Here is a 26,949-nt window from a genome sequence, read left to right as displayed (position 1 = left end):
ATATAACCATATGGTCTCAAATTTTAAATTGAATACGTTTTTTTGGTTTTTATTTAGCACATGTTTTTACAGTGTTTTCTGTTTTTCGCAAGGTGATACAAGCACGGTAAAAGCCCAATTTGCTTTGGGGGTAAATAGTCCATCTTCAAATGGATTTGTAAATAATTTTGAAGCAAATTCTATAAACTTTCCAACAATAAACTTAGGGTTGCAATATATGTTTAAACCCAAATTGGGAGCGAAATTAGATTTTGGTTATAATCGGTTTTCAAACGCAGACAATTCACCAGAATTTAAGCTAAATTACTCTCGTATAAATGTACAATTGGTTTTTGATGCCTCTAGTTTGATAAGTTTTTCTGATAAAATGGGAACTTTTATTCATGCTGGTCCTGGATATTCTATAATTAAGCCATTGGGGAATTTTGGAGATAATAAAGCCTCGTATTTGAATGCTATGGGTGGTATTGAATTTCATTATGGTATTTCAGATAAGCTTACCATTTACCTTGATACCTCTTATGTTTTGGGATTTGGTAAGGATTTTAATCCTGTTTCTAGTGGTATCGGGTCTTTTAATGGCGATTTATTAACCCTAACTTTTGGCGCATCTATTTCGCTGAGTGGTTGTTATTATTGTGGAGATTAATGCAAAAGGAAAGAATTATTTTAGGGATAGACCCTGGGACAACCATTATGGGTTTTGGACTTATAAAAGTGGTTGGTAAAAAGATGGAGTTTGTTCAACTTAATGAACTCGATTTAAAAAAGTACAGCGACCATTATTTGAAATTAAAACTCATTTTTGAGCGTACAATTGAATTAATAGATACTCACAATCCTGATGAAATTGCTATTGAAGCTCCCTTTTTTGGTAAAAACGTACAAAGTATGTTGAAGCTAGGTAGAGCACAAGGTGTAGCTATGGCTGCAGGTTTGAGTCGAGAGATCCCCATAACAGAATATCTGCCTAAAAAAATAAAGATGGCTATTACGGGTAATGGAAATGCCAGTAAAGAGCAAGTTGCTAAAATGCTGCAAAGTTTATTGGGATTAAAAACATTACCCAAAAATTTAGATGCTACTGATGGTTTAGCTGCTGCGGTTTGTCATTTTTATAATTCTGGAAGGATTGAAGTAGGTAAAAGTTATTCTGGATGGAGTGCTTTTGTTAAGCAGAATGAAGGACGGGTTAAAAAATAATGGCCGGCATCTACATTCACATACCATTTTGCAAACAAGCATGTTATTATTGCGATTTTCATTTTTCGACATCTTTAAAAAAGAAAGATGATCTCATTCAATGTTTGATTAAAGAATTGCAATTAAGAAAGGATGAACTTCAAAATGAGACCGTAGAAACTATTTATTTTGGTGGTGGTACTCCAAGTTTATTAAATAGAAATGAATTAGAATTACTCGTAAATACGGTTTATAAAAACTATCCTGTTATTAAAAACCCAGAAATCACTCTAGAAGCTAACCCAGACGATTTATCCAACTATATAATAAAAGGATTAACTGAAAGTCCGATAAATCGATTAAGCATTGGAATTCAATCGTTTTTTGAGCGAGACTTAAAGTTAATGAATCGCGCACATAATGAAATAGAAGCAAAATCATGTTTATCAGAAGCTACGCGTTATTTTGATAATATTTCAATTGATTTAATTTACGGAATTCCGGGGTTGAGTAATGAAGAGTGGATTAAAAATATAGAAACCGCTTTATCATATAACGTACCGCATATGTCTTGTTATGCCTTAACGGTTGAACCCAAAACAGCCTTAGAAACATTTATAAAAAAAGGTGTTATTGATAATGTTGATGATGATTTGGCGCAAGAGCAATTTGATATTCTTGTAGATAAATTAGAAAACTCAGGTTTTATTAATTACGAACTTTCAAATTTTGGTAAGCCCAACTATTTTAGTAAAAATAATTCTTCCTATTGGTTAGGGAAGTCCTATTTAGGTATCGGACCTTCGGCACATTCGTTTAATGGTGACCAACGGAGTTGGAACGTGTCTAACAATACAAAGTACATTAAAAGTATTCAGCAAAATAAATTACCATTAGAAATAGAAACACTTTCTGTAACAGATAAGTTCAATGAATATGTTATGACGGGTTTAAGAACTATTTGGGGCGTGTCTTTAGAAAAAGTAGAAAGTGATTTTGGTAAAAATTATAAAAAGTACCTTTTACAACAGTCAGATATTTATATTAAGAAACATTTATTGTATCTTGATGATGACAAATTACGAACCACAAAAAAAGGAAAATTTTTAAGTGATGGAATAGCCTCAGACCTTTTTAAAATTAATTTATCTTGATTGCAACCATACAATACAACTCTAGAAAACTTCAAATAGATTTATCAGAACCTCTAGACATTTCCATGCCACTTGTATCATCAAAAAATAATGTAAATGCATGGTATGTTGATGAACCTAAAATTGAACCTGTAAAAGATGGTGAGTGGACTGCGGCTGTAAGTGAAGGCGCAAGTGTTAATTTTAATAATATTCAATTTAATCCACATGCACATGGTACACATACTGAATGTGTTGGTCATATTACAGAAAAAGTATATTCTATAAATAAGCACTTAAAAACCTTCTTTTTTTTAGCAGAAGTTATTACTGTTGCACCAGAAAATTTTATGAAAGATAAAGTTATTTCAAAAAAACAATTGCAATTTGTCTTAGGAAATAAAAAAAGGGATGCCGTGGTTATTAGAACAATACCTAATACTAGAGATAAATTTTCAAGGCAATATTCTAATACTAACTGGCCTTATTTAAAAGCAGATGCTGTTAAATTTTTAGTTGATAAGGGCATAAAACATTTGTTAATTGATTTACCAAGTATAGACAGAGAAAAAGACGGAGGAGAATTATTGGGGCATAATGCCTTTTGGAATACAGAGGGAAAGTTACGATTAGATGCTACAATTACCGAGTTTATTTATGTATCTAATAAAATTGAAGATGGTGAGTATTTTTTAAATTTACAAATAGCACCGTTTGAGAATGATGCCTCACCAAGTAAACCTATTTTATATAAAGTTATAAGTTAAATGGAAGTTTTTTTAGTCGCCATTATTGCCATTTTAGTTACGTTAGGCGTTGTAACTGTTTTAAAATCTATAAAGAAGAAACAGCTTGTAAATTCGCAATCTACCATACTTTTAGATAAGATTAAAAAGGTATGTAAGTTTATTACAGTAGAAGGTGATTTTGCTGAAATTTATCATTACGAAGATGTAAAACAGAGGTTTTTAAAACTCTTAACAAGTAAAAAGAAAGCGCTTGTTGTAATTAACGCAAAAGCACATGTGGGTTATGATTTGGCTAAAATTGATTTACAGGCAGATACTGATAAAAAGAAGATTGTTTTAAAAAATTTTCCGCAGCCAGAAGTACTTTCGATAGAGACTAACTTGAATTATTATGATAAGTCTGATGGCTATTTTAATAAATTTGAAGCTAACGATTTAACCGGTTTGCATAACGAAGCAAAACAACATATTCAAGATAAAATACCCGAGAGTGGATTGATAGAAGTGGCTCAAAAAGAAGCTTTAGAAACTATTTTGCTTATTGAAACCATTGTTGAAACTATTGGTTGGAAGTTAGACTATTCGGCACTAGAGATTGATGGTGCGGATAAAAAATTACTAGAATAGAATACTAGCTTTGGCTGATAGACCCGCGTTAGGGATTGAGGCATTTGTTGAAGCTCACCGACGTTAGGAGGTAGCGACTGCCGAAAGCGCGACCCCTTGTGGGTAACGCCCAAATTATTGATTATAATTTAATAAACTACAGTGGATATTGAGCAAATTAGAAGATATTGTTTAAGTAAAAAAGGAACTTCTGAAAGTTTTCCTTTTGATGATCATACACTTGTTTTTAAAGTGCTTACCAAAATGTTTTTATTAGCGCCATTACGATTGTGGGATAAAGGCGAAGGAACAATAACTTTAAAATGCAATCCAGAATACACCGAAGAACTACGCGAGCAATATAATAGCATTTATGCAGGACCTTACGTAAGCAACAAACACTGGAATACCATAAATATTTTTGAAGGTGAATTGAAACCAAAATTGATAACAGAATTGATAGACCATTCTTACGATATGGTAGTAAAAGGGATGACTAAAAAGATGCGAGCTACTTTGATTGAGCAAAATCCTGATAATCAATAGTTTTTACCTATATTTATAATCTCTCTATTTTCCTAATACATTTTATAGCATAATCAAAAGCCCTTAAATCTTAAAGTAGTATTTAATTAACCCATATATTAACTTTAATTTTTAACAGATTATGAAAACAACCAACCAATTATTTTTGGCAATTGCTATGATGCTATTGCTTTTTCCAGTACAATTTATTTCAGCTCAAGATGAATCTCAAGCACCAGAGTACGTTACCATGACCACCATGCATTGGAATATGGATAACGATGACTTTACAATGGACGATTGGAAAGCCGTTGAAAAGGAGTTTATGGACAAAGTAACCAAGAAGAATGAGTATGTTATGGCTGCAGGTTTCTATTTGCATAATATTTCTGCTGATAATTCAGAACTAATCTATGTTCAAGCTTATCCAAATTGGAATGCTATTGATTTAGCTGCGAAGAAAGCAGAAGAGTTAATTAAAGCTGGCTGGCCAGATGAAGAAAAACGCGATGCCTTTTTTAAGAAACAAACAAACTTTTATGAGGTAAGACATTCCGATGAGATTTATGCTACCATGCCCTTTGCTAAACCGCTTGCTATACCTGCTGCTAAAGATATGATAGTGCATTTACGAGTAAGCCATTTTGCATATCCCGAAAATGGATCAGAAGAAGAGTTTATGAAAACATTCACAGAGTATCATGAGCATGTTACCAAAAAGAACGATTACATAAAAGCCTATTATCCAATGGCACATGCATATGGATCGGACAAAAGACAGTTTGTTGAAGCAACATTTTTAAGTTCAATAGATGATTTAAACGACATGTTTGATAAAGACGGTGAATTGTTTAATGCACATTGGAGTGATGACGCAGCTAAAAAGAAAATGGACGAACTAGGAGGAAAATACTTTACAGGTTTCCATAGTGATGCCATATACTCGGTAGTTCCAGAATTACGAAAGTAAAAATTTAGAAAATAGTATAATAAAAGGCTGCATTATGCAGCCTTTGTTGTTTATTATATAAACTTGTTCACACTTAAATTTAGATGTAATATTGCATTAAACAAATATTTAATGAGCGTATTACAAACATTACAAGACCGTAGCAACAACTCTTGCGAATTATGTGCTTCTACTGAAAATTTAAACCAATATACCATCCCACCATCATTAAACGAAAATGTAGCCAATGATGTTCTAGTTTGTAAAACATGTTTAAACCAAATAAATGGCGAAGAAGATATGAATCCAAACCATTGGCGATGTTTAAACGATAGTATGTGGAGCGAGCACGTAGCGGTTCAAATAATGGCTTGGAGAATGTTGCAACGCCTTCGTAACGAAGGTTGGCCTAGAGATTTACTAGACATGATGTATTTGGATGACGATGCTTTGGAACTCGCCAGAGCAACAGGAGAAGATAAAGATGAAAGCGAGAAAATCATCCATAGAGATAGCAATGGGGTAATACTCCAAAATGGCGACTCCGTAGTTTTGATAAAAGACTTAAAGGTAAAAGGCTCAAGTATGGTGGCTAAACAAGGTACAGCAGTTAGGAATATAAGATTAGATCGAGAAAATGATAAGTATATAGAAGGTAAAGTAGATACGCAACAAATTGTAATTATAACGGATTACGTTAAAAAGTTGTAGGTTATGGGCGTTTCCCTCCTAAGGTCGGGTCGGGCTTTTCGCTATATCTTTTGTTTTGTGATGCCAGCAGAGGTTAGGAGTTTACTAATATAACTTGCGGCCTATTTAAAATTTTGGTTTTTTATATAAAAACAAAAGGATGCCGCTGCAATCCCTAACGCGGGTGTATCTGCCAAAAATAGCTATTGCCTATTGTCTTAGATGTTTTGCTAAAATTATAACAATATAAAATAAATGTTAGAAATAAGACCAACTTGCGAGAACTGTAATAAATTTTTGCCCTACGATTCAAAAGAAGCTATGATCTGTACTTTTGAATGTACCTTTTGTAAAGATTGTGTGGAAAATTTACTTCAACAAGTCTGTCCAAACTGTGGCGGTAATTTTCATAACAGACCAATACGCCCAAAACATCTTCTAGAAAAATATCCAGTATCAAAACAGGTTATTTATAACCCCGTAGATTTACAAAAGCATCAAGAGACCATGAAGAAATTAAAACAGTAAAAGTAGTTTTTATCAAGTTGAGGTGTCGGCTATAATTTTCCATTCCCCATTAATTTTCTTAAAAACAAGCATAAAAATACCATCAGCATTTCCCACATCTCGCTTAATATGGTACTCTCCTAAAACAAAATAAGCACCTTCGCTTATTTTTGAAACATCGTTAATTCTAAAGCTTAATTTTCCTGTATGTTGTTTTGTTGGATATGCTTTTAAGTAGCGATCCAAAGTATTTTCCCAACCATAGGTTACACCATTTGTTCCATAAAACTTAAGCGAATCACTTTTCCAGTAGCCTTCCATGTAACCTTCTATATCGTTGTTAGACCAAGCTATGCGTTGTTTTTTTAAAACTTTATTGATAGCTTTTACATCGGCCTCTTCATTTGATTGTGAAAAGCCATTAAAGAAACTTACCATAAAAAGTAATACAAGTAGTTTTTTCATTTTTTTAAATGTTTTATTAAATCCTTTTATTTGAGTGCAAAACTTATACCAAATCTTTTTATTAAGAATGAATAAGCCAAAGTAAAAGTAACAAAATCTCATCACTAAAAAAGGTTACTCATCGATGAAATTTACAGAAAGTATTTTTTTATCTAAAGTTAAAATCTATTTATCGATAAAATAGTGTATTAGTTTTTATACTTTATATTTTTATCTCGTAATCAACCGGTTACACTCCCTCAAGTTTATAGTATAACGCATTAAAAACACTTAAATTATGGATTTTCAAATTACCAATTGTAACAATTTCTTCAAAGTAAAAGGTATACTTAACAAAAAAAATGTTGCTATGTTTAACAACGAATTCAACAATATTTTTGAAAGAGTAAATAACCTTACCATCAGTATTCAAGATATCATCAGTATGGATAAATATGGCGTAGACGCTATAGCAAAACTTCATGAAGAAGCTTTAGCAAAAAATAAAAGATTATCTATAGTTGGTTTAGGTTGTAAAGAATTATACGATCATTTTAAAACAGAATCAGCAGCAGCATAATCACAGAATGTTTTTTTGTTGCTTGTAAAAGGCATCTGCCTGCAATTGCATAAGTTCCCTCGCTTTTTTGCGCTTGTAGTTATATAGTTCGTCCTCTTTTTCAATATCACCATATATACGATCGTTAATGGCGTAATCCGTTTTTAGCATGGTCTCACGTTGGTTTTTATTTTGAAGCACATTGGTTTTTAATGCTGTTTCTTGGTCATCCAACTTAAAATCGTAAGCCCCTTTAGGTGATAGTAATTTTGCAAAAATAGGCGAGGTCTCAATAGCCAAAAACAACATAAAAATAAAGAATGATGGTAGCCATGGTAGTTTCCCTAAAGCATCAACTCTTGCCATTAAACCATCAAAATTATTGATTATGGGTTGTGTTGTTGCAACTTGAGTATCATAATCGCCTTTAAGTTTTACAATCTCGCTTTCAATAGAAGCAATTTTTGCTTTATTATCTGCTTTTAATTGTTGTAATTCGGCAAGAAGGGCGTCGTGCTTTTCTCGTTTTTCCTTGTATACAGGTCCTTTGCCTAATAGTTTTGTTCCTGCTGTACCTTCCGCTTCTGCGATATAAGTGTCATATAGTTGATTAACTTCAGCTTCTTTAGTATCTATTTCTTGTTGCAAGATCAAAATATCATTGTTTAATCCTTCTATACTAGGTGTAAACTGTTCAGCTATTTGCGTTTTATTAGCTAGGGTCATCTCATTTTTTTGTTCCAATAAAACTTGATTAATTTCTTTTTCAAAAATCTTTAATTCTAAAGGTTTTGATATGACAACTGCTATGATAATAGCTAAAATAATTCTGGGAGAAGCCTGAATTATTTCGTCAATAACATGCCCTGTTTTTTTAATGGTTGAAACAATATAACGGTCTAAATTAAAAATGAGTAATCCCCAAATAAGACCAAAGAAAATGGAGGTATATAAATTGTCAAAAACAGTATATAGGGCATAACTGGCAGCTATAAAAGCCATAACTGCTGTAAAGAAAACGGTAGCCCCAATACCTGCATATTTGTTTTGTTCTCCAATAGAACAATCTTCTAAAATATCGGTGTCTGCCCCAGAGCAGATGATGAAAAAGCGCTTTAACATAATGTGATTGTTTTTTGATTGATTGACTATTAGAACGTTAAAGCGTGTGTTTTGTTACATTATAATATCACTTTCTTGATCTTACACTCTCAATAATAACAGTTGCTAAAATTAGAGCGCCTCCAAAAAAGGTGTTAAGAGTTGGAATTTCGTTTAAGAAAAAATAAGCCATAATAATACCAAAAATAGGTTGGGCACTACCAATAATACTTGCAGTGCTTACCGAGAAATGCTTTAAACTACTTATGAATAAAGAATGTCCTAAAGCTGTAGTGACCAAGCCTAGGATTAAAAGAAAGGGGAGTTGGGTTTGTATTTGTTCAATATTTATATTGAATAAAACAGGTATTAATAATAGAGCCACTATTGCGCATTGTTGCATCATTAATACGGTGCCATCGTAACGTGAAACATGTCTTTTTAAAATAAGATTTCGTAAGGCATAACTAAAAGCGGAAAATACACCTAAGAGAATACCTCTTAAATAAGTGCTTTCAAAATTTATTTCAGGAGCAAGAATATAAATGCCTAATAGCACCATGAGGCCTAATACTACATGTATCGGGTTTAATTTAGATTTTGTAAAGAAGGGTTCTAATAAAGCTGTTATTACTGGAAACGTAAACATAGAAAGCATACCAACTGCTACGTTACTTAATTTTAGAGCTAAAAAGTAGGTTACCCAATGTATACCAAGCAATACACCACCTAAGATAATGGTAGGTAAATCTTTTTTAGATTTTAATTTAATATTTAACTTTTTGAATTTACAGAATAAAAACAAGAAAATGGCTGCTAAAGCACTCCTAAACCATATAATTAAAGGTGTTGGGAGATCTATATATTTTCCTAATACACCTGATGTACTTATAAATAATGTGGCAAGACCTAATAGTAAAAGGTGATTGGTATGTTGGTTTTTCATGTAATATCAATTAAAGTTGGGACTGCGTTAGGGATTGAAGCGGCATCCTTTTTTGTTTTTCTCAAAAAAGATATAGCGGAAAGCCCGACCTCTTGTGGGTAACGCCCAAAATATTATGTTGAAAGCTCTGTGAAATATTTGTAAAATAATGGAATAGTTTCGATGCCTTTAAGGTAGTTCCAAATCCCAAAATGCTCATTTGGTGAATGTATGGCGTCGCTATCTAAACCAAAGCCCATTAAAATGGTTTTACTTTTTAATTCTTGTTCAAATAAAGATACAATAGGGATGCTGCCACCACTACGTTGGGGAATTGGGGTTTTTCCAAAAGTATCTTGATAAGCTTTACTTGCTGCTTTATAGCCAATACTATCTATTGGGGTTACATAACCTTGCCCACCGTGGTGAGGTGTTACTTTAACTTTAACACCTTGGGGTGCAATATTCTCGAAGTGAGTTTTAAATAGTTGTGTTATTTCATGCCAATTTTGATGTGGTACTAAACGCATAGATATTTTAGCATAGGCTTTACTAGCAATAACTGTTTTTGCACCTTCGCCCGTGTAGCCACCCCAAATGCCGTTAACATCAAGCGTAGGTCTTATAGAGTTTCGTTCGTTTGTTGTATAGCCAGCTTCTCCGTAAACCGCATCAATATCTAAAGCTTTTTTATAGTTTTCTAGACTGAAAGGTGCTTTTGCCATTTCTGCACGTTCTTCTTTGGAGAGTTCTTCAACGTTGTTGTAAAATCCAGGAATAGTAATATGATTGTTATCATCGTGAAGCGATGCAATCATTTTTGTAAGTACATTAATTGGGTTTGCTACAGCACCACCATAAAGTCCTGAGTGTAAGTCGCGATTGGGACCAGTGACTTCCACTTCTACATAACTTAAACCTCTAAGCCCTGTTGTAATGGATGGAACATCGTTAGCAATCATTCCGGTATCAGAAATTAAAATAACGTCGTTCTTTAACTTTTCTTGATTGTTTTTAACAAAGGTTGCAAGATTTGCGCTACCTACTTCTTCTTCGCCTTCAATCATAAACTTAACGTTACAAGGTAATTGATTGGTGGCAGTCATAAATTCCATAGCCTTCACATGCATGTACATTTGTCCTTTATCATCACATGCTCCACGAGCAAAAATGGCACCTTCTGGATGCTTTTCTGTACTTTTTATAACTGGCTTAAATGGTGGAGAATCCCATAAATCTATAGGGTCTGGTGGTTGTACATCATAATGCCCGTAAACCAATACTGTTGGTAGGCTTTTATCTATTATTTTTTCACCATATACAATAGGGTAACCATCAGTTTTACATATTTCTACAGTGATACACCCTGCTTTTTCTAGACTAATTTTGATAGCATCGGCAGTTTTTAAAACATCGTTTTTATATGCAGAATCGGCACTGATAGAAGGTATTTTAAGCAGTTCGATAAGCTCGTTTAGAAAGCGGTCTTTATGTTGCGAAATATAAGGCTGAATCTGATTCATCTTGAATTTGTAAGTAAGTATTCAAAAGTATGAAAAAAGAACGTTTTTTAAGGTTTAGGGGTTTGCAATTTAAAAATGTTGTTTATATTTGCAATCCTTTTGCGGGCGTGGTGGAATTGGTAGACACGCTAGACTTAGGATCTAGTGCCGCGAGGTGTGGGAGTTCGAGTCTCCCCGCCCGCACTTTTTCAATTATAAAATTGTAAATGTAAAACCTCTCAGAAATGAGAGGTTTTTTTGTTTGGGTACAATATTTCCATTTTTTAAGATGAATAATTGATTGATGTTATTTACCTTCATTTGAAATCAATCCTTGTTTTCATTAGGATGAATAAATTTTGAGTTTTCTCAACAATGGTTCTTAGTTTGAGAGTCCGTTATCATAACAGTTTATTCATGGTTATTAAATAAATAATTCATAATAATATGTTTGCCAGATAGTAGGTGATTAATGGTTTTGAGTTAAGGAATAAAGTTGTTTTACAACATATTTTTGCTCTAAGGGAAAAATGTATAAGTATATCGGAAGTACTGCTATTTCAGAGTCTTTATAACTGCAGTAATTTTACACCATAATTAAAAACGATACTTATGAACTACACAAATGACACATCAAATATAATGGAAAATGTACTTTTCAATCTTTCAGGAGATGATATGCTATTATCTGATAAATTTAGAATAGCTAGTTTTTTAGAAACGACAAGGCATACTATAAATAAAATTAATAAACCATCAAAAATACAAGCATAATGAAAATTGCAATTAACGGAATGGGGCGTATCGGGAGAGCTGCGCTCAAAGTAATATTAGAAAACCCAGAACTAGACATAGTTGCTGTAAATGATATCGTAGATATTGAAAATGTTGCCTATTTGTTAAATTACGATACCGTATATGGTAGGTATGAGCATAGAGTAGCACACACCAATAAGGCATTAGAAATAAATGGAAAAACCATACCATTTTACAGTGAACGAAACCCAGAAGAACTGCCTTGGAAAGAACATCAAGTAGATCTAGTTATAGAAAGTACGGGTGTTTTTACAGGTTATGAAGATGCAGAACGACACATTAAGGCAGGAGCAAAAACAGTAATTATTTCAGCGCCTACAAAAAGCGCAGAAGCGCCTACTGTTGTTCATGGTGTAAATACAGAAGCCGGACATACTTCAGTATTTTCTTGCGCTAGTTGTACTACCAATAATATTAGCCCTATTGTAGAGATTTTAGGAAGAAGACTCGGTGTTAAAAAAGCTATTATGACAACGGTGCACGCTTACACTGCTTCGCAAGCTGCGGTTGATGGCCCTAGTAAAAAGAACTTTAGAATGGGGCGTGCAGGGGCGGCAAATATTATTCCAACCAGTACAGGAGCAGCTATTGCAACCACAAAAGCATTACCTGAATACGAAGGGAAATTTGACGGTATCGCCATTCGCGTACCTATACCAGTAGGTTCTTTATCTGATATGACTTTTGTAATGGATAAAAATGTTACCGTAGATGAAGTAAACAATATTTTACAAGAAGAAGCAAAAACAGACCGCTATAAAGACATTATCGATACAACATACGACCCCATAGTATCATCTGATATTGTAAAAAGTCCTTTTGCTTCAACAGTTGATTTAAGTATGACGCGTGTGGTAGATGGCGATTTATTAAAGGTAATGACCTGGTACGATAACGAATGGGGCTTTACAAACCAAATGGTTAGACAAATTATCGATATTAAAAATAATAAGTAAGGAATAACTAGGTTTTGTAGAAATATTGTAAAAAGTCCGTTAACTAACTAACGGACTTTCTAAAGTTATCATAATGTATACTTTTTTGAAAAAAGGAAAAATATACAATCACTTCGGAAATATCAATATTTCAAGAACTGTGCAACACTACGATATTTGCACTATAAATAAAACATAACTACAAAAACCAAAAAAAATGAACACATTAAAATTATACGGCGCCGATTGGTGTCCAGATTGCCGAAGAGCAAAAGCATACTTAAAAGAAAACAACGTTCCCTTTGATTTTGTTGATGTAGATTTAGATAAAAGTGCCACACGTTTGGTTGAAACAATCAATAACGGAAAGCGTATTATCCCAACCATAGATTTAAACGGAACAACATATACCAACCCAAACAATGCAGAGTTAGCAGATGCCTTAGGTATTAATGATGCTGGCGTGGTACAATTATTTGGGGCAGACTGGTGTCCAGATTGTCGCAGGGCAAAGAGTTACCTCGCAGATAATGGTGTTAATTTTCAATTTATAGATGTAGATGAACACGAGTGGGCAACTAACGCAGTTGAAACAATCAATAACGGAAAACGTATTATACCTACTATTTTAATTGATGGTAAACCACATACTAACCCTGATAATGCTACCTTGAAAGCATTGTTGAACATTGATGTGAAGAAAGAACACAAAGTATATGATACCATTATAATAGGTGGTGGTGCCGCAGGATTAACGACTGCTATTTATGCGCAACGCGATCGTTTTGATACCATCATTTTAGAAAAGAAAACCATAGGAGGTAATGCCTTTTTAACGGAAACTATTGAGAATTACCCTGGATTTACAAATATTTCTGGTCCTGATTTAATGGATAAAATGGAAGAACAGGCACGTACCTACGGCGCAACCATTGCCACAGGAGTTGATGTGGAGTCTATTGAAAAGAAGGATAATAAATTCTATGTGAAATCTGCTACTGAGACCTATATTGGTCGCAGTGTTGTGGCGGCTACGGGTTCAACCTATAGACGTTTGCATATTCCTGGAGAGGAAGAATTAATAGGTTCTGGGGTGCATTTTTGTGCTACCTGTGATGGTGCGTTTTATCGTGATAGAACCGTTGTAGTTGTAGGTGGAGGAAATAGCGCCCTAGAAGAGGGCATCTTCTTGTCTAGCTTTGCTAAAAAAGTGAAAATTGTACACCGATCCGAAGCATTTACGGCATCACCTACATATACCGAGAAACTACCCAAAATGGATAATGTACAAACGTATATGAATAAAACTTCCTTAGAATTTATTTCTGATGATAAAGGCCAGTTTGTGGGGTTAAAAGTTAAAGACAACGCTACAGGAGAAGAAGAACTCATAGAGGGAGATGGTACGTTTATTTTCATCGGATTAATTCCAAATACAAAGGTTTTTGAAAACGTAATAGACCTAAATAAGCAAGGGTTTATCACCTCATCAGGCTTGGCTAAAACATCTGTTGAAGGCATTTTTGCAGCAGGCGATTGTCGCGAGGGCGCTATAGCTCAAGTGGCAGCAGCTACTGGTGAAGGCGTACTTGCCAGCTATGGACTTAAAGATTACTTAAAGCACTAAGCAATGCAAGAGTGGTACGTACCCATAACCATTTTACCAGGTATTTGTTTACTCATTCTATCAACTTCAAATATTATGATAGACTTGAGCAGGGAGATTAAAGTGCTTATCAATGAAAATGAAGGGAATGCTTCCACCTTAATTGAGCGCAAACTAAATCAACTTAAACTCATTAACAGTGCCATGGCACTATTGTATTTATCGGTGGTAAATTTTGTGCTTTCAGCACTCTTTTCTGGACTAAAGGAAAACGTAGGTTGGAATTTTAAAGGAGATATTTATGTGCTCTTTTTGGGAATATTAGTAGCAATTCTAGCACTTTTAAGCTTGATGTTATATTCTTTTAGAGCTGTAAAATTAAGACAAGACCAGTACCATAAAACGTGTTAAATACCTCTATAGTTTTAAAAGAAAGAAGCATCTTTTTAATCTTGAGAAACTTGATATGAAATATAAGTTTTACTAAAAAAAGTATATAGCCTTAGCTTCTAAATACTAGCCTATTAGTAAGTCTTTTCAAGGGTTCGTAAGCTGAAGGTGTAGTTTATAATATTAAAGGGACGAATATTTTAATTCGTCCCTCTTTTGCGTTTATAACATAAGCTATTTAAATAAACATCATTTTGAAACCAAGCGATTTATATCGTCATTTAATTTCTAGTAATTAATTGAGACTCTCTGTGTTTTGATAATAAGTCAACATATTTTAAGCCTTCATAAAAAGGAATATATACTTGGTATTATGTATTTAAATTGATAAAAAAGTGAAATGGAGAAATGTTTTAAGTTTAAAACGTATTATCCATCTTCAAGCTTTGGGTTTGATGCACTTAAAATTGTTTTTAGAACTTTAAATATATTCACAAAATTTTGAATGATATAGAAGCCTATGTCTGAAGTTGTTTTTAGAGTTTTATAAACTGCTTTATGCTTTTTTAAGGCGTCATAATTGTTAGTTTAACGACTACATAAAACCATTATATTATGCGTTAAAGAATAAACATATTAACTGTTTCTTAGAAAAAGAAGCGTTATATCTAGAAATTAAAATTTAAAAAGCCTATTGTTTAAAATCATTAGCGATTCTAAACAATAGGCTATATTTTACTGAAGGTTTGTTGTACTTAAGCTTCAGCTTTGTGAAGCGCAACTACTATAAGTACAGCCACACCATTAATCCAATAGAAGTAAGCATCAAGTCCTTCAAAAGAAAAGATAAATGGCGCTACTAAAAATAATACGGCTACTGCACCATCTACTAATAAGTGCGAGCGGTACGAAATAATTGGGAGGAATCCTGTTTGATGATCTGTTACAATGGTTAGTCCAAAGGCCGCTATACCAACTATTATTGATAGGTAAAACGCAAGTGGATTGGTTTCGCCTAGGCCTAATAAAAAGGGTAAGACTATTAACGAAATTGCAACTGGGTAATCTAAGTACGAGTGGATTTTTTTTGTGATAAATCGCATAATTTTATTTTTTATGATTATTGATAGTCCAAAGATAAATTAACACTTAAGTATTTGAAATACAGTTTGTTCCTGTTTAATTATACATTTTTCATTTTTAAGTAGAATAGTGTGTAAGAGCAAAGTTGTATGGTATTGATTTCTACTTTTTTTGATGTAATATGGGCTTAGAATACAAGTTGTTATTCATTTGATTTATTACAAATAAATTTTAAGAATAAAATCCTTTTACATGTCTTGATTAAAAGGCGTTTTGAAGAATGCTATAATCTAAATTGACTATCTAAATGCTTTAAAGTATCTACAGCATTCATAAAACGAATCAAATTAAAAAAGCCTGTCCTCTAAAATCACTAATTGATTAAAGAGGACAGGCTTTATTTATATTGTGGTTTACTACACTAAGGCAACTGGCTTTTGCGCTTCGTTTTTATGTAAAGACACTACCAATAGTACAGCAGCACCGTTAATCCAATAGAAATAAGCATCAAGTCCTTCAAAAGAAAAGATAAATGGCGCTACTACAAACAATACAGCTACAGCACTATCTACTAATAAGTGTAAACGGTACGAGATAACAGGTAGTAATCCAGTTTGATGATCTGTTAAAATAGTTAAACCTAGAGCAGCTATACCTACTATTAGCGAAAGGTAAAACGCAATAGGATTGGTTTCGCCTAAGCCTAATACAAATGGTAATACCATTAAAGAGATTGCTACTGGGTAATCTAAATACGAGTGGATTTTTTTTGTGATAAATTGCATAATTTTTATTTTTTTATGGTTATTAATTATTGATAGTACAAATATAGCCTCGTTATAAAGGGTTTGAAATATAGGTTGTTCCTGTAAAATTGTACATTTTTCACTTCAACGTAAAAAAGTATGTATTAGCACTAGTAAAATATATAAACGGTGTTTTTTTAATGGTGAAATGTTAAAAAATAGTGGTGGTATCTATGAGGTTTAGCATAAATATATATTAGTGTAAAGCGATTTAATTTTTTTTATATTTATGACCTAACTATAACAGCCTATTATAATGAAATTAGAATACTCAAGTATAAAAGATGAGAGTTTGTTTACCCTCACCAATTTTACCTGTGGACCAGCAATGAATCTACTAGATAAAAAAGGATTATATAAAATACTTTGGGCAAGAGACAGTGATACAACCATAATTGTAGATGGATATAGGTTGCAAATTAAAAAGAACCAAGTTGCATTTTGTACGCCGCTTAATATTGTGGAGATGGAAAAAGATGCAGGACTTACTGCTTTTATTTTTAATCGTGAATTTTATTGTATACGCGACCACGATGCAGAAGTATCCTGTCAAGGATTTTTATTCTTTGGTTCTTCACTTCCACCTGTAATTACGCTAAACGAAAAGGAGGTTGCTAATTTTGAAGCCATGTTTCTTATTTTGAAAGAAGAGTTTGAAACAAAAGATCATATTCAAGGGGAAATGCTTCGTACGGTTTTAAAGCGTTTGCTTATTAAAGCAACGCGATTAATTAAGATTGAGAATTCTGAAGAAGATATACCTAAACCTCAGTATGATATGGTACGACAATACCATCTGTTGGTAGAGCAACATTTTAGAGAAAAACATCAAGTTGCCGATTATGCTGATATGCTGTTTAAGTCGCCAAAAACACTATCTAATTTATTTAAAAAATCTGGTGATAAATCTCCTTTAAAAATTATAAACGAACGTATTGTTTTAGAAGCTAAAAGGTTGCTTTTTTATTCTGATAAAACTGCGGAAGAAATTGGTTATGAAGTTGGTTTTTCAGAACCAGCACATTTCTCTAAGTTTTTTAAAAACCAAGTGGGATCACCACCTGCTACGTTTAAAAAGGAGTTTAAAGAGTCGTTGTAGTTTTATAATTAGGGTTATATATAAATAAATCTTACATCTCTCCCATTTAATTTGATACTAAAAAAGAACAGCCCACTTTTGTGGGCTGTTCAGAACAAAACTACATCATCATTATAGGGATTAAATAAGCGCAGTTTCTAAAGGTGTCACAACGGGAAAATCAACTGGGATTTTCGTGGTGTTATTTATGTAGTTTGAGATGGTTTTATCTCCTACTAAGGCTATTGTGTCTATTAGGTTTTCTTTAGTCCATCCCGCATCAAAAAAGTTTTCTAGAATAGCAGCATCTGTATTACCACGGTTTTCTGTGATGTTCTTTGCAAGTTTTGCTAGTGCATCTAACTTTGTGTCAAATGGTGCTTGACCTGTACGTAAATCTAAAATTTGGTCTTCAGTAAACCCGTTCATTTTACCAATAGCTGTGTGAGCAGATAAACAGTATTCACATTGGTTTACTTCACTTACAGCTAAGTTTACAACTTCTTTCTCTTTTGCTTTAAGAGATGTTTTTGCATTAGCAAAGTCAAGATAGTTTTTAAGTGCATTGTCTGAATATGCGTAAGTTGCATAAAGGTTAGGAACAAAACCTACAGCTTTTTTTAAGCTGTCAAAAATTGCTTGATTTGTAGTATTTACTTCTTCTCTTGTTGGAACATTAAATGTTATCATAATAATTGTTTTATAAATGGTTTATTAAAAATTTGAAATAAAGGGTTTTTCTGAATAGCAATACGCACCAGATGCGTGAGAGTCATCACAATTTCCCTTAATAATTTGTTGTTGTATATTATTTGAAATACTTTTAGGTGAAGCACTTAAAAGTGATTTTATTATGTTGAAAAATGTTGTCATCTTAATAGTGTGTTTTAATTACACTGCAAAGATGGGCTAGAGAAGCGCCTCTTGAAATAGATATGATTCCTAAGGAATTGTAGATTTTTCCTTTTGCAGTCAATAAATACTCCCAATTATTGTTTTTCAGGAAATATTGTACAAAGATGTATTCGAGATACTAAAGATATATTGTTGGTTTTTTTTATTAAAATAGATACTGAAATTAAACGAGTTTAAATAAAATGATGAAAAGTATATATCATTGAAAAGTGATGTCTTTTTTTACATTTTCTATAACTATAATAGGGTTTGGTATAGGGTAATGAAAATTTGAAAGTAAAATTATCGTATATTTATTTTTGCAAATTCAAACCCCAATTTTTCTAGTCACTATTAAATTCATTAAAATCAATTGATTAAAAATAATATGAAGTTTTTAAATACTTGTGTTTGTCTTTTTTTATTATGGTTTAGTGGATACTCTCAGGGTCAAATAAAGAAACTCGATTTTGTCAATGTAAAAAAAGGAGAGTCAAATTTAGCGGTAACAACTATTATTCAAGATCATTATGGTTTTATATGGTTTGGTACTGCAGGGGCTGGTGTTAGCAGGTTTGATGGGATGGATTATGTTAAGTATAAACTCTCATTAAAAGATTCTACTTCTATAAGTAGTAGTCTTGTTTATTGCTCATATTTGGATCAGGAGAATAAATTATGGTTTGGTACCGAGGAAGGACTCAATTTATATAACAGGGATTTAGATCAATTTACAAGAATTCCAATATACAATGCAGATACTGGACAAGAAGAAAACTTATCTGTTAGAAGTATTTGTAGTGATTATGAAGATAATTTATTTATTGGCACTTATAATTCAGGACTCTATAAATTAAATCTTAAAACATTACAGGTTACTAAAACTCCTAGCACTCCAGATATTAATAATTCTGATTTAATTATTTATGCACTTGAATGCAATGCAGAAGGCAAAGTATTTGCAGGAACAAACCTAGGTTTATTAGAATATAATGCATCTAAAGAAGAACTAGTATTTTCTAAAATAAACAGTAAGATTTCTTCTATAACTGAACCTATACATTCTATTTTAATTGATTATAAAGACATTTGGATTGGTACAGAGTCTAACGGATTAATATGCCTAAAAAATAGAGATTCTGATTTGGTTGGTTATAGAGTAATCAATTCTAAAATCACCAATAAAAGAATATTTGCGTTGATTAAACTTCTAGATGGTACCATACTATGTGGAAGCGAGAATGATGGACTTATACAGTTAGATTCTGATGGAAAATTACTTAATAAATATTTGTACAACAAAGACAAAGAAAATAGTTTGTTATCGAATTCTATATGGTCTTTATTTTTAGATAAAGATAATCGTGTATGGATAGGATATTACAATAGTGGTGTTGGAATATATGATGACTTGTATGATAAATTTAACCACATTAAAAGTGTAAAAAATAATAAAAACTCGTTGTCAAGTCCTTCAGTTACAGGGCTCATTAAAGATGGTAAAGGTGATTTGTGGATTAGTATGGATGGAGGTGGTATTGATGTGTACAACGAAAAAAAATCAAGTTTTATTCATGTAAGTAGTACAAATGAAAGCATATATTCAGGTTTGACTAACGATTATCTTGAATGTGCTTTTATAGATAGTAAAAATAATATCTGGCTCGGTAGCTGGAATGATGGTATATTCTTTTTGCCTAGTGGGTCAAAACAGTTTATTAATTACAACACTAATAATACCAACGGAGCTCTAGCTTCTAATACTATTTTAAGTATTGATGAAGATGAAGAAGGCACCATATGGATTGGAACATTTTTTAAAGGGCTCCATACCTTTAGTTATAATGATAAAACATTTAAAAGATGTGATTCAAAACCCTTTGTAGAAAGCGATTTAACTGAAGTAGATGTTAGAAAAGTTTTAATAGATTCCAGACAAAACATTTGGGTAGGCACAACTAAAGGCTTGTTTAAATTAATAAAAGATGCTAATAATGAGTTTCACGTGGTATCTTATGTTGATAAGATGGCTGAAAAGTATAATAATTACCTAACATCAAGTCATATTTTAACACTTTACGAATCTTTGGATAATCAAAAGATTTGGATTGGTACAAGAGGAGCAGGGCTCTGTGAATTTAATATTAATGAAGAAACTTTTTCTTGGTATGATAGTCAAAATGGTTTTTCTGGAGAAAATATTCCTGGTATAATAGAAAGTAATGATGGCGATTTATGGTTAAGTAGTAACTCTGGGTTATATAAATATGATGCAGAAACTTTGAAATTTAAAAATTTCACCTACAATGATGGTTTGTTATCAAACGATTACAATATTAATTCGGTTTACAAGGATAAAACAGGGAACTTATACTTTGGTAATTATCAAGGTGTAGACTATTTTAATCCTAAAAACATAATAACTAATACAAATTTACCTTCTGTTTATTTAACTGATTTTAAGCTGTTTAATAAAAAAGTGTTCCCAGATAAAGAAAATGGACCTTTAAATAGAGTAATATCTGAAACTAAAGAAATTACTTTAACTCACAAACAATCGGTTTTTACAATTGAATTTACAGCCATAAATTACACAAGACCAGAAAAGAACCAATTTGCATACTACCTAGAGGGTTTAGAAGATGATTGGAATTATGTAGGAAATACAAGAAATGCCACTTATACAAATTTAGATTATGGTACATATACCTTTAAACTAAAAGCAGCTAATAATGATGGCGTTTGGAATGAAACCCCAAATAGTTTAACAATTACAATTCTGCCACCTTGGTGGAAAACAAACTTAGCTTTATTTGCATATATAACATTGTTTTTATTAATACTTTATTTTTTGAATAAGACAATTCAAGAACGCATTAGAGAAAAACAATTAATTAGTTATGAAAGAGAAACAAGAAAACAAAAGGAAGTATTAAACGAGAAAAAGTTTCAATTCTTCACTAATATTTCTCATGAATTTAGAACACCTTTAACTTTAATAATAAATCCTCTTGAGGATATTTTGAATAATAAAAAGTTAAATGTGCCTGATATTGTAAAAACTAAACTTAAAACGGTTCATAAAAACACCGATAGGCTCCATAGGTTAATTACAGAACTTTTAGATTTTAGAAAGCTTGAATTAAATAAAGTTAGAATAAAAGCTAGTAAATTTAACTTAGTAGATTTTACGAAAAACGTAGTGTCTCACTTTAAAGAGGAAGCATTAGCAAAAAATATATCATTATCGGTAGATACAGACTCTCCAGAGATCACCATATGGGCAGACCGTAGCATGTTAGAAAAGATTATTTTTAATTTACTGTCAAATGCTATGAAAATAACGCCTAATGGAGGTTTAATAAATGTAGAGATTAAACTAAAGGAAGAAAAAATCATTATGCCTTTAGTTGATGAATTTAACCTTATTGATGTCACTGAAATTATTATTTCAGATTCGGGTCCAGGTATAGATGAAGAAGAAGTTGATAAGATTTTTAATAGATTTTATCAAGTAGGGAATTTAAATAATACATACTACGGAGGAACTGGAATAGGATTAGAGGTTGTAAAAAGTTTTGTTGAACTCCATAAAGGGACTATAAATGTTAATAGCAAATTAGGGTCTGGAACAAGTTTTAAAATTCACTTACCAATAGGAAAATCTCATTTCAATGAAAATCAATTAACTACTGATGTTCAAGAAATTAAAGAAAGACAAGAAGCCTATATCCAAGAACAAGTTGATGATAAAAATGTAAAACAAGATATAGGTATACAGCAAACAGAGAAAACAGAAACAAATCATACCCTTTTAATAGTGGAAGATAATTTAGAGCTTCAAAGTTATTTAAAAGAAGAGTTAAAAAGTGAATATATAATTCACACAGCTGCAAATGGATTTGAAGGATTAGAGATAGCAACCAAGATTTTACCAGATGTTATAATAACAGATGTTATAATGCCAAAAATGGATGGCTTTGAATTTTGTAAAAACATAAAAAGTGATATTAAAACCAGTCACATACCATTGCTCATGCTTACCGCAAAAGCAAGGATAGATAATAGAATGGAAGGTATCGAACTTGGTGCAGATGCATATATGGTAAAGCCCTTTAATTTAAGATTACTAAAACTTAGGTTAGCACAGTTAATTACAAGTAGAAAATTAATCTTTAATAAATACTTTAGTGTTATTAGTGAGCTGCCTGAAAATACTAAAACAACATCTATTGATAAAGAGTTTATTGAAAAAGTACTTAATTATATTAATGAAAACATAAGTGATCCGAACCTAAATGTTGAGGTGTTGGCATCTGAATTAAACTTAAGTAAAAGTCAATTCTACCGCAAAATAAAAGCTTTAACTAATCAAACTGCAAACGAGTTTTTAAGAAATATTAGGCTTCAAAAAGCAAAACAAATCTTAGAACTGGGAAGCGCTACAGTTGGTGAAGTATCTTTTAAAGTTGGTTTTTCTTCACATTCTTATTTTACAAAATGTTTTAAAAATTATTATGGTGTTTTGCCTACTTCTATAGAGGTTAGTAACCAGTGATTGTTTCTTTGTTCGTTCAACTAGTTAAAGAAATTTCTAAGTAATAAAGATGTTCGTATATTTTTAAATATAATCAAGGCACACATTCATATTTCACGTATTATGCTTCAAATGTTTTAGCAAATGCTTAAGATTTACCAATAAATTTTGACACCCTTATCTAGATTTGTTATCGTGGATTTCAAGTCTTTAAAGAAAAGAATGTTTTTGGAATTTTTGCTAATAGTAACCTTGATAGCATTGATTTTGGCCTTTTTTGTTTTTTTAATGTAATCTTAAATTCAAATCTCAATTTATAATCAAAATTTCAAATGAATCGACTAAAAACGTATAAGTTTTATGTTAGTGTTTTAATCATAGCATTATCTGTTATGTCTTGTAAAACAGAACAAAAAGAATACAAATTCAAATTCCAAAATCCAGAACACGCTTTAGAAGATAGGGTAGCAAACTTAATCGGAGAAATGACACTTCAGGAAAAAGTGTCTCAAATGCGTTATGATGCGCCAGCAATTGAGCGTTTGGGCGTGCCAGAATATAACTGGTGGAATGAGTGTTTGCATGGTGTAGCAAGAGCAGGAGAAGCTACCGTTTTTCCTCAAGGTATAGGTATGGGAGCTACATGGAATGCACCACTAATTTTTAAAATGGGTGAAGTCGTTTCAGATGAAGCACGTGCAAAACATCATAAAGCCATATCTGAAGGAAAAAGAGGTATTTACCAAGGGTTGACATTTTGGACACCTAATATTAATATTTTTAGAGATCCGCGTTGGGGAAGAGGACAAGAAACTTATGGAGAAGACCCTTATTTAACTAGCAGAATAGGTGTTAATTATATTAAAGGCTTACAAGGTGATGATGAAACGCATTTAAAAGTTGTGGCTACGGCAAAGCATTATGCTGTACATAGCGGTCCTGAAAAATCTAGACATGAAGATAATTACCATACTTCAAATAAAGATTTATATGAAACTTATTTGCCTGCTTTTGAAGCAGCTGTAAAAGAAGCAAAAGTACATTCTGTAATGTGCGCTTATAACAGGTATAGAGATGAAGCGTGTTGTGGTAGCAATTTATTATTAAATAGAATTTTAAGAGATGATTGGGGATTTGGCGGTTATGTAGTATCTGATTGTTGGGCGATAAATGATTTTTGGGAACCTAATAAACATAATTTGGTTGAAACACCCGAAGAAGCTGCAGCTTTAGCCGTAGATAGAGGTACAGATTTAAACTGTGGTAGTGTTTACGACCCTAACTTATCAGAAGCTGTTTTAAAAGAACTTATAGACGAGAGTAAAGTAGATTTAGCACTATCTCGTTTATTTATTGCGCGCTTTAAATTGGGTATGTTTGATGATGATGAAAACGTAAAATGGTCAAAAATACCGTATGATGTAGTAGTAAGTAAAACACATTACGACTTATCTGAAAGAATCTCAAGAGAATCAATGGTTTTATTGAAAAATGAGAATAATGTATTACCGTTAGATAAAAATATCAAGTCTATTGCTGTTATTGGTCCTAATGCAAATTCTAAACAAGTATTATTAGGTAATTATCATGGTACGCCAAAAAATCATTTTACACCTTTATTAGCAATTCAAAATAAACTGCCTAATGCTAAAGTACATTACGCTTTAGGAAGTGATATTGCTGTGGGTTGGCCTGCATTAAATCCTATTCCTGAAGATGTGCTTAAAAACGGAGATGATACTGGCTTAAAAGGCGAATATTTTAAAACTATAGATTGGAAAGGTGAGCCAGAATTTACTAGAAACGATAAAACAGTAGATTTTAATTGGGTATCTAATTTACCTGTAGATAATCTTAAAAAAGATGTGTTTTCGGTAAAATGGACTGGAACTTTAGTGCCAAAAGCATCAGGTACGTACCGTATTGGTTTAAGAGCTAGTAGTGGTGGTAAACTATATTTTAACGAGGAATTACGCTTTAAATTTAGTGACGATCATGAGCCTAAAACACGCTATTTTGATGTAAAATTAAAGAAAGGCGAATCAAACACTATAAAAATAGAATATTATAATTATCATGCAGATCCACAAGCACAATTAGTATGGGCTAAAACAGATGCAGATTTGATAACTCCTGCATTAGAAGCTGCAAAAAAATCTGAGGTTGTTGTATTGTGTTTAGGATTGTCTCCATCAATTGAAGGAGAAGAAATGCCAGTATTACTTGAAGGTTTTGATAAAGGTGATCGTTCTGAAATTACATTACCTAAAACGCAAATAGAGCTGATGAAAAAAATACAAGCTCTAGGAAAACCAACCGTTTTAGTTTTAATGAATGGTAGTGCATTGGCAGTAAATTGGGCTGCAGATAATGTGTCTGCAATTTTAGAAGCATGGTATCCTGGAGAATTTGGCGGTAATGCAATAGCAGATGTGTTGTTTGGTGATTATAATCCAGCAGGAAGATTACCAGTTACATTTTACAAATCGGTAAACGACTTGCCAGATTTTAAAAATTACAACATGGAAAATAGAACTTATAGGTACTTTAAAGGCAATCCATTATTCCCTTTTGGTCATGGTTTGAGTTATACCAACTTTTCATATTCAAATATTAATGTGCCACAGCGTTCAAATTTAAATGACGATATCAACGTAAAGGTTGATGTAACTAACTCTGGTAAAATGGCAGGCGATGAAGTCGTACAATTATACATATCTCAGCAGCTTGGTGAAACAAGTCCAACAAGATCTTTAGTAGGGTTTCAGCGTATTAATTTAAAACCAAACGAAACTAAAGCAGTAAGTTTTACGATTACGCCAAAACAATATGCGGTAATTGCTAATGATGGCACTTCTAAAGCCAAAGCGGGAACTCTAGAAATTTGTGTTGGTGGTAAGCAACCAGGTTTTAGTGGTGTTGCTGATACACATACCACGAGTGTTTTAAAAGGAAAAGTAATACTAGAATAATAGAGGCAATTAAATGACTATTTATTTTTCAATTACAAGTTTAGAATGTCATGAATAGAAATACAATAAAATTAATGTCATTAATAGGTGTTGTAGTTATCTTATGCTTTTATACGTGTTCTAATTCTAGCGATAATAATGAAGTTGTTAAAGTTGAACAAGAAGCACCAGATGATGAGCCTGATACTCCAAATGATGACGGCGATATGAATGCTACAGAATGGAATTTAGTATTTGAAGAAGAATTTGATACAAATCTAGATAAATGGAATATTTGGTCCGGTGGGGCTTTTAATAATGAAATTCAATTATATAGAAGCGAGCAGCTTAGTTTACAAAATGGCCTACTAACCATAAATGCCCAAAAAGCTATGGTAAGTGGCGCAACAAGTCCGTTTGATGCAACACCTAAAAATTTTGAATATATTTCAGGAAGAATAGAATCTAAAACGCAATTTGGACCATCAGATGCTGAAAGTGAACGCGAGTACAGGATAATATCTCGAATAAAATTACCTAATGGTAATGGTATGTGGCCAGCTTTTTGGACCTATGCCGATCCTTGGCCTACAAAAGGCGAAATAGATATATTAGAGGCTAGAGGTAATCAAGTTACCGGATTTCAATCAAACATATTTTACGGAACAGAGGCTAATATGCCTATAACTAAGAATGAAGATACATCAAAATCTCATGAATTAGGAGTTAACTTAACATCAAACTTCCATGTGTATGAACTTATATGGAAAGCGAATAGTTTAGAGATTTTATTTGACGGGCTACTTTTACATACCTATAATGCAGATTCTAAAAATTTTGTAGCAGAGTTGTTTGGAAACAAACAGCAAATTGTATTGAATCTTGCTGTAGGAGGTGGTTTTTTTGAAGGTGTGAATTCAGATGGTTTCGTTAATACTTCTAGCATGCAAGTAGACTGGGTGAAAGTTTATAAGCGTTAAT

Annotated in this window: 25 protein-coding genes and 1 tRNA gene; 19 read left to right on the top strand and 7 right to left on the bottom strand. The window is 32.4% G+C overall.

From position 1 onward, the window contains the following. Nucleotides 1-10: 10 nt before the first annotated feature. The 9 genes from Q0772_RS02390 to Q0772_RS02350 all read left to right on the top strand — a co-directional run bounded on the left by Q0772_RS02390 (nucleotide 11) and on the right by Q0772_RS02350 (nucleotide 6,362). Nucleotides 11-649 (top strand): cell envelope biogenesis protein OmpA, encoded by a 639-nt coding sequence (locus Q0772_RS02390; RefSeq protein ID WP_298339817.1) that lies wholly within the window; start codon nucleotides 11-13, stop codon nucleotides 647-649. Further along, nucleotides 649-1,203: a crossover junction endodeoxyribonuclease RuvC gene (gene ruvC, locus Q0772_RS02385; RefSeq protein ID WP_298339814.1), complete on the top strand. Its 555-nt coding sequence runs from the start codon at nucleotides 649-651 to the stop codon at nucleotides 1,201-1,203. The genes Q0772_RS02390 and ruvC overlap by 1 nt, the downstream gene beginning before the upstream one ends. After that, nucleotides 1,203-2,336 (top strand): radical SAM family heme chaperone HemW, encoded by a 1,134-nt coding sequence (hemW, locus tag Q0772_RS02380; protein ID WP_298339811.1) that lies wholly within the window; start codon nucleotides 1,203-1,205, stop codon nucleotides 2,334-2,336. Before ruvC ends, hemW begins: the two co-directional genes overlap by 1 nt. Continuing rightward, nucleotides 2,333-3,082, top strand: coding sequence for a cyclase family protein (locus tag Q0772_RS02375; RefSeq protein WP_298339808.1), 750 nt, complete (start codon nucleotides 2,333-2,335; stop codon nucleotides 3,080-3,082). Before hemW ends, Q0772_RS02375 begins: the two co-directional genes overlap by 4 nt. Continuing rightward, nucleotides 3,083-3,691, top strand: coding sequence for a DUF4230 domain-containing protein (locus tag Q0772_RS02370; RefSeq protein ID WP_298339805.1), 609 nt, complete (start codon nucleotides 3,083-3,085; stop codon nucleotides 3,689-3,691). Nucleotides 3,692-3,832: 141 nt separating this feature from the next. After that, a complete protein-coding gene (locus Q0772_RS02365; protein WP_298339801.1) occupies nucleotides 3,833-4,216 on the top strand; it encodes an MmcQ/YjbR family DNA-binding protein in 384 nt (127 codons plus the stop codon). A gap of 121 nt (nucleotides 4,217-4,337) precedes the next feature. Further along, a complete protein-coding gene (locus Q0772_RS02360; protein WP_298339798.1) occupies nucleotides 4,338-5,165 on the top strand; it encodes a hypothetical protein in 828 nt (275 codons plus the stop codon). 111 nt (nucleotides 5,166-5,276) lie between these two features. After that, complete coding sequence (locus tag Q0772_RS02355; RefSeq protein ID WP_298339795.1) at nucleotides 5,277-5,855, top strand: alkylphosphonate utilization protein; 579 nt, start codon at nucleotides 5,277-5,279, stop codon at nucleotides 5,853-5,855. A gap of 234 nt (nucleotides 5,856-6,089) precedes the next feature. Continuing rightward, on the top strand, nucleotides 6,090-6,362 hold the full coding sequence (locus Q0772_RS02350; RefSeq protein ID WP_298339792.1) for a DUF1272 domain-containing protein: 273 nt from the start codon (nucleotides 6,090-6,092) through the stop codon (nucleotides 6,360-6,362). A gap of 12 nt (nucleotides 6,363-6,374) precedes the next feature. Here the strand turns inward: Q0772_RS02350 and Q0772_RS02345 are convergent, their stop codons facing one another. Continuing rightward, complete coding sequence (locus tag Q0772_RS02345; protein ID WP_298339789.1) at nucleotides 6,375-6,806, bottom strand: nuclear transport factor 2 family protein; 432 nt, start codon at nucleotides 6,804-6,806, stop codon at nucleotides 6,375-6,377. Nucleotides 6,807-7,083: 277 nt separating this feature from the next. Between Q0772_RS02345 and Q0772_RS02340 the strand changes: the two genes are divergently transcribed. Next, the gene (locus tag Q0772_RS02340) at nucleotides 7,084-7,365 is read left to right on the top strand and encodes a hypothetical protein (protein WP_298339786.1); all 282 of its coding nucleotides are present in this window, start codon (nucleotides 7,084-7,086) and stop codon (nucleotides 7,363-7,365) included. Here the strand turns inward: Q0772_RS02340 and Q0772_RS02335 are convergent, their stop codons facing one another. From Q0772_RS02335 to Q0772_RS02325, 3 genes are all read right to left on the bottom strand, one after another. Beyond that, nucleotides 7,366-8,466, bottom strand: a complete 1,101-nt coding sequence (locus tag Q0772_RS02335) for a DUF4407 domain-containing protein (RefSeq protein WP_298339783.1) — start codon at nucleotides 8,464-8,466, stop codon at nucleotides 7,366-7,368. A 67-nt stretch (nucleotides 8,467-8,533) separates the two neighbouring features. Beyond that, the gene (locus tag Q0772_RS02330) at nucleotides 8,534-9,391 is read right to left on the bottom strand and encodes a DMT family transporter (protein WP_298339779.1); all 858 of its coding nucleotides are present in this window, start codon (nucleotides 9,389-9,391) and stop codon (nucleotides 8,534-8,536) included. A gap of 113 nt (nucleotides 9,392-9,504) precedes the next feature. Beyond that, nucleotides 9,505-10,893 (bottom strand): dipeptidase, encoded by a 1,389-nt coding sequence (locus tag Q0772_RS02325; protein ID WP_298339776.1) that lies wholly within the window; start codon nucleotides 10,891-10,893, stop codon nucleotides 9,505-9,507. Between the two features lie 101 nt (nucleotides 10,894-10,994). Here Q0772_RS02325 and Q0772_RS02320 point away from each other — a divergent pair. From Q0772_RS02320 to Q0772_RS02300, 5 genes are all read left to right on the top strand, one after another. Continuing rightward, nucleotides 10,995-11,076: transfer RNA gene (locus Q0772_RS02320), tRNA-Leu, on the top strand. Nucleotides 11,077-11,484: 408 nt separating this feature from the next. Beyond that, nucleotides 11,485-11,646 carry a hypothetical protein gene (locus Q0772_RS02315; RefSeq protein WP_298339773.1) on the top strand — a complete coding sequence of 54 codons (162 nt, stop codon included), beginning with the start codon at nucleotides 11,485-11,487 and terminating at the stop codon, nucleotides 11,644-11,646. Next, a complete protein-coding gene (gene gap, locus Q0772_RS02310) occupies nucleotides 11,646-12,644 on the top strand; it encodes a type I glyceraldehyde-3-phosphate dehydrogenase (protein ID WP_298339770.1) in 999 nt (332 codons plus the stop codon). Before Q0772_RS02315 ends, gap begins: the two co-directional genes overlap by 1 nt. A 196-nt stretch (nucleotides 12,645-12,840) precedes the next feature. Then, on the top strand, nucleotides 12,841-14,250 hold the full coding sequence (locus Q0772_RS02305; RefSeq protein WP_298339767.1) for an FAD-dependent oxidoreductase: 1,410 nt from the start codon (nucleotides 12,841-12,843) through the stop codon (nucleotides 14,248-14,250). A 3-nt stretch (nucleotides 14,251-14,253) separates the two neighbouring features. Next, nucleotides 14,254-14,640 carry a DUF2721 domain-containing protein gene (locus Q0772_RS02300; RefSeq protein WP_298339764.1) on the top strand — a complete coding sequence of 129 codons (387 nt, stop codon included), beginning with the start codon at nucleotides 14,254-14,256 and terminating at the stop codon, nucleotides 14,638-14,640. A gap of 734 nt (nucleotides 14,641-15,374) precedes the next feature. Here the strand turns inward: Q0772_RS02300 and Q0772_RS02295 are convergent. Further along, nucleotides 15,375-15,722 carry a hypothetical protein gene (locus Q0772_RS02295; RefSeq protein WP_298339761.1) on the bottom strand — a complete coding sequence of 116 codons (348 nt, stop codon included), beginning with the start codon at nucleotides 15,720-15,722 and terminating at the stop codon, nucleotides 15,375-15,377. A 396-nt stretch (nucleotides 15,723-16,118) separates the two neighbouring features. After that, nucleotides 16,119-16,487 (bottom strand): hypothetical protein, encoded by a 369-nt coding sequence (locus Q0772_RS02290; RefSeq protein ID WP_298339758.1) that lies wholly within the window; start codon nucleotides 16,485-16,487, stop codon nucleotides 16,119-16,121. A gap of 277 nt (nucleotides 16,488-16,764) precedes the next feature. Here Q0772_RS02290 and Q0772_RS02285 point away from each other — a divergent pair, with 277 nt between their 5' ends. Continuing rightward, nucleotides 16,765-17,607: an AraC family transcriptional regulator gene (locus Q0772_RS02285; protein WP_298339755.1), complete on the top strand. Its 843-nt coding sequence runs from the start codon at nucleotides 16,765-16,767 to the stop codon at nucleotides 17,605-17,607. 120 nt (nucleotides 17,608-17,727) lie between these two features. Here the strand turns inward: Q0772_RS02285 and Q0772_RS02280 are convergent, their stop codons facing one another. Next, nucleotides 17,728-18,276: a carboxymuconolactone decarboxylase family protein gene (locus Q0772_RS02280; RefSeq protein WP_298339750.1), complete on the bottom strand. Its 549-nt coding sequence runs from the start codon at nucleotides 18,274-18,276 to the stop codon at nucleotides 17,728-17,730. Nucleotides 18,277-18,868: 592 nt separating this feature from the next. Here Q0772_RS02280 and Q0772_RS02275 point away from each other — a divergent pair. The 3 genes from Q0772_RS02275 to Q0772_RS02265 all read left to right on the top strand — a co-directional run bounded on the left by Q0772_RS02275 (nucleotide 18,869) and on the right by Q0772_RS02265 (nucleotide 26,948). Beyond that, on the top strand, nucleotides 18,869-23,038 hold the full coding sequence (locus Q0772_RS02275; RefSeq protein WP_298339747.1) for a hybrid sensor histidine kinase/response regulator transcription factor: 4,170 nt from the start codon (nucleotides 18,869-18,871) through the stop codon (nucleotides 23,036-23,038). A gap of 311 nt (nucleotides 23,039-23,349) precedes the next feature. Beyond that, nucleotides 23,350-25,989 (top strand): glycoside hydrolase family 3 C-terminal domain-containing protein, encoded by a 2,640-nt coding sequence (locus tag Q0772_RS02270; protein ID WP_298339744.1) that lies wholly within the window; start codon nucleotides 23,350-23,352, stop codon nucleotides 25,987-25,989. A gap of 50 nt (nucleotides 25,990-26,039) precedes the next feature. Further along, complete coding sequence (locus Q0772_RS02265) at nucleotides 26,040-26,948, top strand: glycoside hydrolase family 16 protein (RefSeq protein WP_298339742.1); 909 nt, start codon at nucleotides 26,040-26,042, stop codon at nucleotides 26,946-26,948. The last annotated feature ends 1 nt before the right edge of the window (nucleotide 26,949 follow it).

Source organism: uncultured Algibacter sp. (genome assembly GCF_947490405.1).
GTDB lineage: Bacteria > Bacteroidota > Bacteroidia > Flavobacteriales > Flavobacteriaceae > Algibacter_B.
Note: the sequence above shows the minus strand (reverse complement) of the source record. Positions and strands in the feature narration are given on the sequence as shown.

Bases quoted from the DNA above. Each gene is read 5' to 3' on its own strand.
- Q0772_RS02370 (WP_298339805.1), top strand. From the start codon at position 3,083: ATGGAAGTTTTTTTAGTCGCCATTATTGCCATTTTAGTTACGTTAGGC.
- Q0772_RS02285 (WP_298339755.1), top strand. From the start codon at position 16,765: ATGAAATTAGAATACTCAAGTATAAAAGATGAGAGTTTGTTTACCCTC.
- Q0772_RS02265 (WP_298339742.1), top strand. From the start codon at position 26,040: ATGAATAGAAATACAATAAAATTAATGTCATTAATAGGTGTTGTAGTT.
- Q0772_RS02280 (WP_298339750.1), bottom strand. From the start codon at position 18,276: ATGATAACATTTAATGTTCCAACAAGAGAAGAAGTAAATACTACAAAT.
- Q0772_RS02325 (WP_298339776.1), bottom strand. From the start codon at position 10,893: ATGAATCAGATTCAGCCTTATATTTCGCAACATAAAGACCGCTTTCTA.
- Q0772_RS02270 (WP_298339744.1), top strand. From the start codon at position 23,350: ATGAATCGACTAAAAACGTATAAGTTTTATGTTAGTGTTTTAATCATA.
- ruvC (WP_298339814.1), top strand. From the start codon at position 649: ATGCAAAAGGAAAGAATTATTTTAGGGATAGACCCTGGGACAACCATT.
- Q0772_RS02300 (WP_298339764.1), top strand. From the start codon at position 14,254: ATGCAAGAGTGGTACGTACCCATAACCATTTTACCAGGTATTTGTTTA.
- Q0772_RS02275 (WP_298339747.1), top strand. From the start codon at position 18,869: ATGAAGTTTTTAAATACTTGTGTTTGTCTTTTTTTATTATGGTTTAGT.
- Q0772_RS02305 (WP_298339767.1), top strand. From the start codon at position 12,841: ATGAACACATTAAAATTATACGGCGCCGATTGGTGTCCAGATTGCCGA.
- Q0772_RS02330 (WP_298339779.1), bottom strand. From the start codon at position 9,391: ATGAAAAACCAACATACCAATCACCTTTTACTATTAGGTCTTGCCACA.
- Q0772_RS02355 (WP_298339795.1), top strand. From the start codon at position 5,277: ATGAGCGTATTACAAACATTACAAGACCGTAGCAACAACTCTTGCGAA.
- Q0772_RS02345 (WP_298339789.1), bottom strand. From the start codon at position 6,806: ATGAAAAAACTACTTGTATTACTTTTTATGGTAAGTTTCTTTAATGGC.
- Q0772_RS02295 (WP_298339761.1), bottom strand. From the start codon at position 15,722: ATGCGATTTATCACAAAAAAAATCCACTCGTACTTAGATTACCCAGTT.
- Q0772_RS02290 (WP_298339758.1), bottom strand. From the start codon at position 16,487: ATGCAATTTATCACAAAAAAAATCCACTCGTATTTAGATTACCCAGTA.
- hemW (WP_298339811.1), top strand. From the start codon at position 1,203: ATGGCCGGCATCTACATTCACATACCATTTTGCAAACAAGCATGTTAT.
- Q0772_RS02315 (WP_298339773.1), top strand. From the start codon at position 11,485: ATGAACTACACAAATGACACATCAAATATAATGGAAAATGTACTTTTC.
- Q0772_RS02335 (WP_298339783.1), bottom strand. From the start codon at position 8,466: ATGTTAAAGCGCTTTTTCATCATCTGCTCTGGGGCAGACACCGATATT.
- Q0772_RS02360 (WP_298339798.1), top strand. From the start codon at position 4,338: ATGAAAACAACCAACCAATTATTTTTGGCAATTGCTATGATGCTATTG.
- gap (WP_298339770.1), top strand. From the start codon at position 11,646: ATGAAAATTGCAATTAACGGAATGGGGCGTATCGGGAGAGCTGCGCTC.
- Q0772_RS02340 (WP_298339786.1), top strand. From the start codon at position 7,084: ATGGATTTTCAAATTACCAATTGTAACAATTTCTTCAAAGTAAAAGGT.
- Q0772_RS02390 (WP_298339817.1), top strand. From the start codon at position 11: ATGGTCTCAAATTTTAAATTGAATACGTTTTTTTGGTTTTTATTTAGC.
- Q0772_RS02350 (WP_298339792.1), top strand. From the start codon at position 6,090: ATGTTAGAAATAAGACCAACTTGCGAGAACTGTAATAAATTTTTGCCC.